Annotated in this window: 9 protein-coding genes and 3 tRNA genes; 6 read left to right on the top strand and 6 right to left on the bottom strand. The window is 54.8% G+C overall.

Annotated elements, in window-relative coordinates:
- Positions 1 to 88: 88 nt before the first annotated feature.
- Both F605_RS0105640 and F605_RS0105635 read left to right on the top strand, forming a co-directional pair.
- A tRNA-Lys gene (locus tag F605_RS0105640) sits at positions 89 to 162 on the top strand.
- Positions 163 to 187: 25 nt separating this feature from the next.
- Positions 188 to 264: transfer RNA gene (locus F605_RS0105635), tRNA-Lys, on the top strand.
- Positions 265 to 312: 48 nt separating this feature from the next.
- Here F605_RS0105635 and F605_RS0105630 read toward each other — a convergent pair.
- The 6 genes from F605_RS0105630 to F605_RS0105605 form a co-directional block, all read right to left on the bottom strand.
- Entirely contained in the window at positions 313 to 789 is a 477-nt protein-coding gene (locus F605_RS0105630) for a peroxiredoxin (protein ID WP_022864920.1), read from the bottom strand.
- Between the two features lie 103 nt (positions 790 to 892).
- Positions 893 to 977, bottom strand: a tRNA-Leu gene (locus F605_RS0105625).
- 53 nt (positions 978 to 1,030) lie between these two features.
- Entirely contained in the window at positions 1,031 to 2,137 is a 1,107-nt protein-coding gene (gene mnmA / locus F605_RS0105620) for a tRNA 2-thiouridine(34) synthase MnmA (protein ID WP_022864919.1), read from the bottom strand.
- Complete coding sequence (locus F605_RS0105615; RefSeq protein ID WP_022864918.1) at positions 2,138 to 3,385, bottom strand: cysteine desulfurase family protein; 1,248 nt, start codon at positions 3,383 to 3,385, stop codon at positions 2,138 to 2,140.
- Positions 3,385 to 4,368, bottom strand: a complete 984-nt coding sequence (locus F605_RS0105610; protein WP_022864917.1) for an electron transfer flavoprotein subunit alpha/FixB family protein — start codon at positions 4,366 to 4,368, stop codon at positions 3,385 to 3,387. The genes F605_RS0105615 and F605_RS0105610 overlap by 1 nt, the downstream gene beginning before the upstream one ends.
- A gap of 9 nt (positions 4,369 to 4,377) precedes the next feature.
- A complete protein-coding gene (locus F605_RS0105605; protein WP_022864916.1) occupies positions 4,378 to 5,166 on the bottom strand; it encodes an electron transfer flavoprotein subunit beta/FixA family protein in 789 nt (262 codons plus the stop codon).
- Between the two features lie 141 nt (positions 5,167 to 5,307).
- Here F605_RS0105605 and glgX point away from each other — a divergent pair, with 141 nt between their 5' ends.
- From glgX to F605_RS0105585, 4 genes are all read left to right on the top strand, one after another.
- Positions 5,308 to 7,557 carry a glycogen debranching protein GlgX gene (gene glgX, locus F605_RS0105600; RefSeq protein ID WP_027723634.1) on the top strand — a complete coding sequence of 750 codons (2,250 nt, stop codon included), beginning with the start codon at positions 5,308 to 5,310 and terminating at the stop codon, positions 7,555 to 7,557.
- Between the two features lie 317 nt (positions 7,558 to 7,874).
- A complete protein-coding gene (locus F605_RS0105595) occupies positions 7,875 to 9,002 on the top strand; it encodes a restriction endonuclease subunit S (RefSeq protein WP_022864913.1) in 1,128 nt (375 codons plus the stop codon).
- A gap of 370 nt (positions 9,003 to 9,372) precedes the next feature.
- Positions 9,373 to 10,476 carry a tryptophan--tRNA ligase gene (trpS, locus tag F605_RS0105590; protein WP_022864912.1) on the top strand — a complete coding sequence of 368 codons (1,104 nt, stop codon included), beginning with the start codon at positions 9,373 to 9,375 and terminating at the stop codon, positions 10,474 to 10,476.
- A 4-nt stretch (positions 10,477 to 10,480) separates the two neighbouring features.
- Positions 10,481 to 11,146, top strand: a complete 666-nt coding sequence (locus tag F605_RS0105585; RefSeq protein ID WP_022864911.1) for a SanA/YdcF family protein — start codon at positions 10,481 to 10,483, stop codon at positions 11,144 to 11,146.
- The last annotated feature ends 15 nt before the right edge of the window (positions 11,147 to 11,161 follow it).

Here is an 11,161-nt window from a genome sequence, read left to right as displayed (position 1 = left end):
CACGTGTGAAACTGCTCCCAATGCCGGTATTGGTTTCGCCAGGACGTGCCTGGCGGGTTAGAGTTTATTCGTTGCGTTTAGCAGCGATGCGCCACTAGCTCAACTGGCTAGAGCATCTGACTCTTAATCAGAGGGTTCGGGGTTCGAGTCCCCGGTGGCGTACGAAAGTCATTGCGACTTTACCCAGGCGCCACTAGCTCAACTGGCTAGAGCATCTGACTCTTAATCAGAGGGTTCGGGGTTCGAGTCCCCGGTGGCGTACCAAACTTGCCGCTTATTCGACAGCTCTCCCCTGATCCGCGCTGTCGTTTACTAGTCGATTCCCAGTTCTTTGCGCAGGCGAGCCACATGCCCTTTGGCGCGTACCCGATATTTGGCGAGCACTACTTTTCCGTCTTTGCCCACTACTACGGTCGTGCGGATTACCCCTTTTACCAGACGACCATAGGAGTTCTTTTCTCCGTAGGCACCCCAGGCGCTCATTACTTCCCGTTCCGGATCGGAGGCTAACGGAAAGTTAAGTTCTTGCTTGTCCCGGAACTTTTCCAAGGCCGGCATTTTATCGGGACTGATTCCCACGACTGCGTATCCGGCAGATTTTAGCGAGTTCAAAGAGTCGCGGAAATCGCAGGCCTCAGTAGTACAGCCGGGGGTAGAAGCCTTGGGATAGAAATAAATAACTGCCCCTTTTTCGGATTCTTCCAATAGTCCTTGCAAACTAACTTCGGTGCCTTGATCGGTGGGCAAAGTGAAATCTGGAGCCTTTTGACCTGCGGTTAACTCTGACATGGAAACTCCCTCTTAAATAGTTAAACGTAGAGATACTAACGCCTAGGCGCCGTATTGATTTTAACTCTACCATTTTATTTAAGCTGGTCAGAGCCGCTATAGCTGGTACGCGAGGCGGGACTTGAACCCGCACGTCGTAAGACACTAGAACCTAAATCTAGCGCGTCTACCAATTCCGCCACTCGCGCTGGCTTGAATATATTAACCTAAGGCAAGGCACCCTTTCCAGTCCCAGAATTGGCTACTGCCCCTTTTCCTGCTTAAACGCCTCTTCGATAGTTGCCTCACAGATGGCGCGATCCCCCAAATAGACCACTAGGGATTGCCCGGAGGCAACCGCGCGGGTGGGCTTAAGCAGCTGGGCGCGCAAGGTGCCGTCTGCCTCTAAATAAACTTTCGCCGGTACTTGTTGCCCGTGCGCCCGATACTGCAAAGTTACTTCTGCCTGCCCGGCTAGTGCGGGATCATCCGGTTCGGTAAGTAAAACTGCGTCGGTGGCGGTGATTCCATCTACGCTCAGCAACTCGCTGGCACCAACTACTACCGTATTGGTTTTCATATCGGTACCTAGCACGTAGCGAGGACGCCCATCGGCAGCCGGCCGCCCCAGGTTTAGTCCTTTACGCTGCCCGATAGTGAACTGATAGGCACCCGAGTGGGTTCCCACTTCTGCGCCCTCCGTATCCACGATTTTTCCGGCTTTACTGCCCAGGTGGGAACGCAAGAATCCGCGAGTATCCCCGTCGGCGATGAAACAGATATCGTACGAATCTGGTTTGGCGGACATGGGCAGGCCGCGTCGCTCGGCTTCTGCGCGTACCTCGCTCTTCGATTTATACTCTCCGAGCGGAAAAACCACTTTCTCTAGAGCCTGACGCCCCATTATCGCCAGCACATAGGATTGGTCTTTTTCGATGCATTTGGCGCGGTGTAGTTCCACTCCACCCGGTCCCCTCAATACGCGAGCGTAATGTCCGGTACATACGGCATCGAATCCCAGGGCATCGGCGCGGGTAGCTAGTTCCCTAAATTTTACGAACTCGTTGCAGCGTACACAGGGGTTGGGTGTGCGTCCGCGCCGGTATTCGTTCAAGAAATCTTCTACTACGGTTTCTTCGAAGGTCTCCGCCATATCCCACACGTAGAAGGGAATCCCCAACATGGAGGCCGCCAGGCGCGCATCAGAAGCATCTTCTACGGTGCAACATCCGCGCGAGCCACAACGGTTTTGGGTCTGGTTAGCGCTAAGCGCCATATGGACGGCGGTTACGTCATGTCCTGCTTCGACTGCGAGGGCGGCGGCGACCGCGGAGTCTACCCCTCCAGACAGGGCTGCTAATACTTTCATTTATTTCCTCTCCCGCTCTGCGAGTTTCCGGGAGGCACTGAGGGCGCCCGGTAATGCCTGTAACAGCCGGTCTACATCCTCGTCCCGCGTGGACCAGCCAAAGGAGATTCGTAAAGACCCGAGGGCGTCCTGTTCGCTATAGCCTTGCGCTAAAAGTACCGGGGAGGGACGCGCTACCCCGGTGTGGCAGGCGGATCCGGCCGAGGCGCAGATTCCCGCCTGATCCAGGGCAAACAGTAGCCCTTCGGCTTCCGCGCCTTGCAGCGCAAACTGGACAATGCCGGGTACTGCGAGGGCTTCGCTGGCCAGTTTTACTCCCGGAATTTTTAACGCGCCTTGCAATAGTTTTTCCCGTAACTGCTGGTGACGCCGCTTGGTTTCTGCTAGTTCTTGCTGAGCAGCGGTAAATGCTGCTGCTGCCCCGACGGCGGCGATTACGTCTTGGGTGCCGGCTCTAAGCGCCCGTTCTTGGCCGCCTCCGCGCCGGTCGCTAGCGATTTTTACTTCCCGGCGCGCCAGCAGTACCCCCAGGGCTGCCGGCCCGCCCACTTTGTGACAGGCCAGCGAAATGGCATCTACCGGGGAACCCGCAAAGTTTATTTCTTGGCGTCCGGCTGCGGCAATCGCGTCCGTGTGAATAGCGAACCCGCTATCTGAGCCGCTGCCGGTACCTTTCCCGCCGGCAGAGTGATCGCCTTGCCCAGCCCGCGTATCTGCTGCTACTTTTTCGGCCAGCAAATGGCACAGCTTAGAAACCGGCTGCACCACTCCGTTTTCGTTACACACGCTCATCACTGACACCGCCGCTATTTGAGTGGTGTCGAGGGCGGATACCGCTTCCAGCTCTACTACCCCGCCGCTATCTACCGGCAGTACTTGCACCTTAAAGCCGGCATCCTGCAAGTCGCGAGCATTAAGCCCAACTGCATCATGTTCTACCTGACTAACCACTATTTGGGTGCGGCTGGAATCCTGGCGGCGCGCCGCCCTCGCCAGGCCGCGCAGCGCCAGGGCACAAGAATCGGTACCGCCCCCGGTGAAAATAACTTCTGCCGGTTCGGCTCCTAGCGCCCTCGCCACCTGGGCGCGGGCGGTCTCTAATAGCGCCGCCGCTTTACGCCCGGCCGCATGCGCGGAAGAGGGATTAGCCCCAATTCCGGCAAGGCTAGCAGCCGCCTCATTCATCGCCGCTAACGCCTGCGGGCGTAGCGGCTCGGAGGCAGCGTTATCTAGGTAGGCTAGCTCCACTATGCGTCCAGCGGCTTGATTCTAGACAGGGCATCCGGAACCACGGTGAATAGATCCCCGACTACCCCGAAATCTGCCATTTCAAAGATGCGTGCCTCGGGATCATCACAGATCGCCACGATTTTCTTGGCGCCGCGAATCCCGCACACGTGGTGGTGATCCCCAGAAATCCCCATCCCGATATAAAGGTTAGGGGCGATAGAGATCCCGGATTGCCCGATTTGGGCGGCGCGATCAATCCAGCCTTGTTCGCAGGCTACGCGGGTGGCTCCCACAGACCCGCCCAATACCTCGGCTAGCTGCTCGGCCGGACCAAAATCGCCGTTAACCCCGCGCCCGGCGCATACCACTACTGGCGCTTCGGTTAGTCCCGCGTGGGAAGATCCGGTGTCTTCTTGAGAGACTACTTGGATGCGTTTAGTAGATTCACGCAGCTGTACTTGCAGATCCTCGGTTTCTACCTCGGAGAATTCGGCTACCGGTACCGCCGAGAGTGCCGTAGTCCGCATGGCTACTACCGGGATGCCGCGGCGAATATAGTAGCTGGTTTCCCAGGTGCCATCGAGTACCGATTTACCGGCCACCAGTTTCCCGTCAACCACCTTTAGGCTGGTCACATCGGTGCTGGCCCCCGAATCCAAAAGGATAGCGCCTTGGGCAGCGCCGTCGCGTCCCCAGGAGGTTGAGGGCAGCAATACGGCCCCAAAGTCTCCGGTACGGACCGCAGAAACCACTAGGTCAGCTAAAACCGCCCCTACCTGCCAGGTTCCGGTTTCTTCCGGGTCAAAATAGCGCACGGCTGCTACCCCGACCTGGGAAAAATGTTGAGGGGTAATGGAAGAGGGCGCGAGCGCCACTACCCTACCGCCGGTGATTTCCCGCGCCAAGGTAATCAGGCGCGCCGCCGCTACCGATAGGTGCTGGGGACGAGCCGCATCCGGGTGGGCAAAAACTAGGACATCTTTTTCGATTTTCTCGCTCACGATTTCCTCCTACTTCTCCTGCGCAAAACCGGCTTCAACCAGGTATTTTGCTAATGCTTCGCCAGCGTTTGCCGAGTCGGTAACGATAGTTCCCTGGTTCTTTTCTTGGCTGTATAGCTGGGCGTCTAACACTTCAGTACCGGAATCGGCAGCGCCTACTTCCTCCGGGCTGAGCTCTAGCTCGGCTAGATCCCATTGCTCAATCGGTTTCTTCTTCGCCGCTAACATTTCCTTAAACCCGGGATAGTGCGGCCGGTTAGCCTCGTCATTTACCGACAGCACCAGGGGATATTCTGCACGTAAGGTAAGCGCCGTACTCACCTGATAGCTGGTGGCTTCTACGGCCTCGGCGCTGAAACTAACTTCGGAAGCATCGGTTATTACCGGCAGCTGCAAGGTAGCTGCCAGCGCTCCCGGCAGCATCGAAGTCATCCCGTCCAGGGAAGAGCTTCCGCAAATTACCAAATCAACGTCCCCGATTTTCTCGATAGCCCGCGCCAGTACCCGGGCAGTCACGGTCACATCCGAGCCCGCCAGGGCGGGGTCACACAGGTGATAGGCCCGGTCTGCCCCCATCTGGAGGGCACGCAACAGGGCTTTCTTCGCTCCCTCCGGCCCCATAGTGATGGCAATAATTTCGGCATCCGGTACTACCGCTTTCGCGCTGAGAGCCGCCTCAATCGCGTTCTCATCCAGGTCGTTTAGGGTATCTTCTTCCCCGCGCACCAAGTGGCCATTTTCAATGCGCCGTTCAGACTGCGGGTTGGGTACATGCTTTACAGTTACGACAATCCTCATAGTTCTACCTTGCCACAAGCTTTCGCGGTGAAAAAGTGAGAAGCCCTACCCCTTTGCTAAGGGAGGAAAATAACCATCTGTCTAAAACCCAGTTAGCTAGAGGAATAGCCCTATTGCACACCAGCCGATAGGATTGAACACGTGTCGAAACCAGTAATAGACGACTTTTTTAGGCCGTCCAGCCCCTTTGTGCATGATGGCACCGCTGACCCCAGCCGCCTGGGAGTGCACCTGCAAGGCAACGGGGTGGATATCGCGGTGGTTGCCCCGAATGCCTCTGCGGTAGAAATCTGTTTTTTTACTTCGGCGGAACCTACCGCTCACGAAACTCGTTACCGACTTTTAGGTCCGGTCGATGGTATCTGGCATGGGCATGTTTCCGGGGTATTGGCCGGAACCTACTATGGTATTCGCACCTGGGGGCCTTGGGATCCGGAACGCGGTCACCTTTTTAATCCCTATAAACTCGCCCTCGACCCCTATGCTCGTGCTATCAGCGGAAACGTGCAGCTTTGCAGTCAAACTTACGCCCATAAAACCGATGATCAGCTGTATCCGCTCTATCCTTTGGAGCTCGACCCCACTAACTCGGCGCCCTATACCGTGCGCGGAGTGGTCACTGGTAAAGAGTTTGAGGTGGCGCCGGGTCCAGCCATTCCTTGGGAAAACACGGTTATTTACGAGGCACACGTCAAAGGACTCACTAAACAGCTGAGGGGAGTACCGGAAGAACTCCGCGGCACCTACGCGGGACTAGCCCACCCGGCTACTATCGCTTACCTCAAAGATTTAGGGGTCACCGCCGTAGAGCTATTGCCGGTACACGCGAAACTTTCGGAAGCGTTCCTTAACGAGCGGGGTTTAAGTAACTATTGGGGGTACTCTACCCTGTCTTATTTCGCGCCGGAGCCTTCCTATGCCACCAAGGATGCCCGTGCCCTCGGGCCCATGGCCGTCCTGGATGAGTTCCGGGGAATGGTTTCGATTCTGCACCAAAATGGGATCGAACTGCTGCTAGACGTGGTTTATAACCATACTTGTGAGGGCAGCGGCGACGGGCAGGCGCTTTCTTGGCGCGCCCTCGATAACGCTATGTATTATCGTCTAGATTCCCAGGGTGCCAGTATCGATTATTCCGGTTGCGGTAACACCCTAGATACTGGCCATCCGCGAGTGATCCAAATGATTCTGGATTCATTGCGTTATTGGGCTGGCGATGTAGGAGTCGACGGTTTCCGCTTTGACCTGGGGGTTACCTGCGGGCGGGGCGAGGAACATTTCACTCGTTTCCATCCTTTCTTCCAAGCCTGCCTAGATGACCCGGTTTTGCGGAATAAGAAAATGATCGCCGAGCCTTGGGATATGGGGCCGGATGGTTGGCGCACCAGCGATTTCCCACTACCTTTCTCTACTTGGAATGATCGTTACCGGGACTCGGTGCGCGGTTTTTGGATCGCAGATGGGCGCGCCCAGTCCCGCGGGGAATCCCGGGGCGCTCCTCCCTATGAACTAGCTTCCCGGCTTTCGGGTTCCCAAGATATGTATGGTGCCGGGAATATCCCGGCGGTGCGTCCTCCCCGTTGTTCGATTAACTTCGTAACCGCCCATGACGGTTTCACCATGGGGGATTTGGTTAGCTACGACCATAAACATAACGAAGAAAACCTAGAGAACAACCGGGACGGCTCCCCGAATAATCTGTCTTGGAATCATGGTAGTGAAGGGCGGGCGTTCCAGCTCAGTAATGAAATAGAACCGGGGACAGATGGCGATTCCCCGTTGGCGGAACTACTCACCGCCCGGGTACGATCCGCGCTCAATCTGTTCACCACCATAATGATTTCTGCGGGGACCCCCATGATTTTGGCGGGTGACGAGTTTGCCCGCACCCAGGGAGGTAACAATAACGCCTATTGCCAAGACAATGAAACTACCTGGCTTAACTGGGACCTGGTGGATTGGCAAAAAGACTTTTATGTAGCGGTACGAAAACTGATTACTTTGCGGCGCGAACACCCAGTTTTCCGGCCTGCAAACTACTTGAGCGGCCAGCGATATCCGGGAGACACTATCCCCGATCTTTCCTGGTATAACCAGGTGGGGCTGCTGATGGGCGATCGCGCCTGGCATGATCCGGCCAGCCGAGTTTTCCAGATGCTCCGTTCGGGACGCCCCTATGGGGATCAGGATTTGTTGGCGGTTTTCAACGGAACGCTCGATCCTAAGCATGTGCGCTTAGCTCCGGGACGAGGAACCGCCTATCAAGAGATTTGGGATTCTGCGGTTTCTGAACCGGAAGCGGAAGCTCCCCCGTTTAACCTCGCCGGCGACGATATTTTCCTGGAGCCGCTATCCATCAAGCTTTTCCTAGCCGATTCCAGTGGGGATTAAGCCCCAGCTGTAGCTTTCGCATGTGAAACGCGGGGGAAAGATTTTTTCTCCTGCCCAAGAATTTGGAAAACGTCGCAGCGTTTTCCAAATTCTTATGCCCACCGCGCCCACTCGGATAAAATCTCTCCCCCGCGTGAACCTGTAAATGTCTCTCAGTGAAGTAGATCAGTGGCGGCAAGTTTATCGCTAGATGGTTAGTAACTTTGTACGATAGAGGGCGAAGCCGCGATTATCGGGAGGTTAACCTTGCAAGCTGCAACAGCGCAAACGCCAAGCCCCAAAAGCGCCAGCAGCACCCCAAACACCGAGGTACCCGCATGAGCCGCATAGAAGACCTAATCGCAAAATACTGCCCCAACGGGGTGGATGAGAAGTTAATATCCGATGTTGCGGAATTAGAGCGGGGAAAGTACATATCTAAGAAAACTGCGATTCCTGGAGATATTCCGGTAATAGCAGGTGGTAGAGGCCCCGCCTATTGGCATAACGAAGCCAACCGAAGTGGCGAGCTGCTAACGGTTGCCGGTTCGGGCGCTTACGCTGGCTTTGTTCAGTATTGGGACTCGCCAATTTTTGTTTCAGATGCCTTTAGCATCATCACTAATCCTCAAGTAAATACTCGGTTTCTCTACCACTGGTTGAAAAATCAACAAGACTTTTTACATTCCCTAAAAAAGGGAAGCGGAGTTGCCCACGTCTATCCGAAAGATATCGCCAAGTTAAAGATTCCAGTGCCGCCGCTGGAAGTGCAAGAGGAAATCGTACGGATTCTAGATTCATTCACGGAGCTAGAAGCGAATCTACAAACGGAGCTAGAAGCTCGTCGCAAGCAGTACGAGTACTACCGCAACTCGCTACGAGATGTAAGTAATCAAGAAAACCGTTTAGGCAAAAAAGTAGAAATTATTGCTTTAGAAGAAACATGCAATATATCGGCGGGAGGTGATGCTCCTAAAGAATCTATGGGTAAATCCAAAACTGATAAATTTAAAGTACCAATAGTAAGCAACGGTATTGGGGAAAATGCCCTTTACGGATACACCGACATTGCAAAAATAAATACTCCTGCGGTGACTATTGCAGCTAGAGGAACGATCGGATATGCAGAATACAGAGATTACCCTTACTTTCCAATAATACGTTTACTAACTGCAATCCCTAAAGACACTTCTTTACTAAACACAAAATACCTGTATTACTGTTTACAAGGGAAAAAATATCAACTCCCAAACGGGGGTATACCTCAACTGACTGCGCCGCAACTAAAAAAGGTAAAAATCCCCGTACCACCGCTTTCGGAGCAGGAGCGCATTGTGGCGATTCTGGACAAGTTCGATGCTTTGGTAAATGATCTTTCTTCTGGTTTACCGGCGGAGATTACGGCTCGGCGTAAACAGTACGAGTATTACCGCGACCGACTCCTAACCTTCACCCCCGCAAAGTAATTGCGCAAAAGTACAGAAGGGAACTACCGCCAAATATTCAAGGCAACAGAAAATCAGCTACACGCACAACTGAACAGGAACACGTCCCTCTTAATTAATTTCATTCCCGAAAACCCGGGTGCAACCAGACCTAGCAGCTTCCATGTATTGGCTAAGCGTGGGGGCGAGATTTTATCCGAGCAGGCGCGGTGGGCATAAGAATTCGGAAAACGTGACCACGTTTTCCGATTTCTTGGGCAGGAGGAAAAATCTCGCCCCCGGGTGATTAGCAGGAGGAAACTTTTCTCCGCGCACAACTAACAACCAGAAAGAGGCCTATCGGTTGCACCCGGTTTTCCGGGAAGATCCTTGGCACCGTAGACTGGGAACCATGAGCGATAGCGGCGAGAAACTAGAAAATTCCACTGATGCGGCTTCTTTGAAGCGCGCAGAGCTGAAATCTCAAGAGATTGAGGCAGCGATTGATAAGGATCCTTCCAAGTTCCGGGTGCTTACCGGGGATCGCCCCACGGGCGCCCTGCATTTGGGGCATTATTTCGGGACGATTAAGAACCGGGTCACGATCCAGCAGCGCGGGGTGGAAACCTGGATTCTGATTGCTGACTACCAGGTAATCACTGACCGCGAGGGTACTGGCCCGATTCGCGAGCGTGTCCTCAATATGTTGGCGGACTATCTTGCTTGCGGCCTGGATCCGGAAAAGACCACGATTTTCACGCACTCAGCGGTGCCGGCAGCGAACCAGTTAATGTTACCGTTCCTGTCGCTAGTTACGGAGGCGGAACTGCACCGCAACCCCACGGTGAAGGCAGAGCTGGAGGCTTCGGAGCGGCCTATGTCGGGGTTGTTGCTGACTTACCCGGTGCATCAGGCAGCCGATATTTTGTTCTGTAAAGCGAACCTGGTGCCGGTGGGTAAGGATCAACTCCCCCACCTGGAGCAGGCGCGGGTGATTTCGGATCGTTTCGAGCGGGTTTTCCGCCGTAAGTCTTCTTTGGAGCATCGGGTGTTCCCCCGTCCGGAGGGACTGCTGTCTGGTGATGGCGCCCTGATTTTGGGGTTGGATGGCGAAAAAATGTCGAAGTCGCGCGGTAACACGGTCGAACTGGGAATGACCAGTGATGAGACCGCGAAGCTGATTAAACGCGCCAAGACTGATGCCGAGCGCCAGATTACTTATGACCCCGAGAATCGCCCCGAGGTTTCGAACCTGTTACGCCTGGCTGGCCTGGCTAGCGGGCAGGATCCGCGTACTCTCGCCGAGGAAATCGGGGATCAGGGGGCAGGAAAGCTAAAACAGGTGCTCACCGAGGCTTTAGATGACGCTCTGTCTCCTATTAGGGCGCGGCGCGCGGAACTATTGGCTGACCCTGGTTATTTGTGGCAGGTACTAGAGCGCGGTAACCAACGCGCCAATGAGGTAGCTGACCAGACCTTGGCGGAAGTTCGCCAGGCGATGAACATGGTTTACTAGCCTCATGCGTGCTTTACGTGGCCTGATCCGGCTGGCGATTACCCTGGTGGTTATTGCCACGATTATCGTGGCGGGAACTAACATTTATGTTTGGCAGCGAACGAAAGACCAGATGGTTTCTTTAACTGAGGCCAAGGATAAGAACGCCCAGGTGATCCTGGTTTTGGGGGCGGGGGTAAACCCGAATGGCTCGCCCTCGCCGATGCTGACCCACCGTTTGCAAACCGCTTTGAATCTGTACCAGGCAGGAGCGGCGAAGAAAATCTTGATTAGTGGCGATCACGGACAGGTGCACTACGACGAGACCAAGGCGATGCGCCAGTGGCTAATGAAGCATGGGGTTAGCGACCAGGTGATTTATACTGATCATGCTGGTTTTTCTACCTATGAATCGGCTTATCGCGCGGAAGCAATTTTTTCGGTACAACGCGCGATTGTAGTAACTCAGCCTTACCATTTGCCCCGCGCCCTCTACGATTGTCAAAGCCGCGGTATCGAGGCTTGGGGAGTAGGCGCGGCCGGTAATGCGTATTGGGGGCAAACTGAGCGTAATCTTCGCGAATATTTGGCGCGCACCAAGGATGTTGCCTGGGCGATTACTGATCAAAAGCCAACCTATCTGGGCCCTAAGATTTCTTTAGATGGCCCGGCCTCGGCGACTAACGGTTAAGAAGTTTCGCTGGTC

The sequence above is a fragment of the Varibaculum cambriense DSM 15806 genome (genome assembly GCF_000420065.1).
Lineage (GTDB): Bacteria > Actinomycetota > Actinomycetes > Actinomycetales > Actinomycetaceae > Varibaculum > Varibaculum cambriense.
The sequence above is the reverse complement of the archived record's forward strand: the minus strand, read 5'-3'. Positions and strand labels throughout refer to the sequence as shown.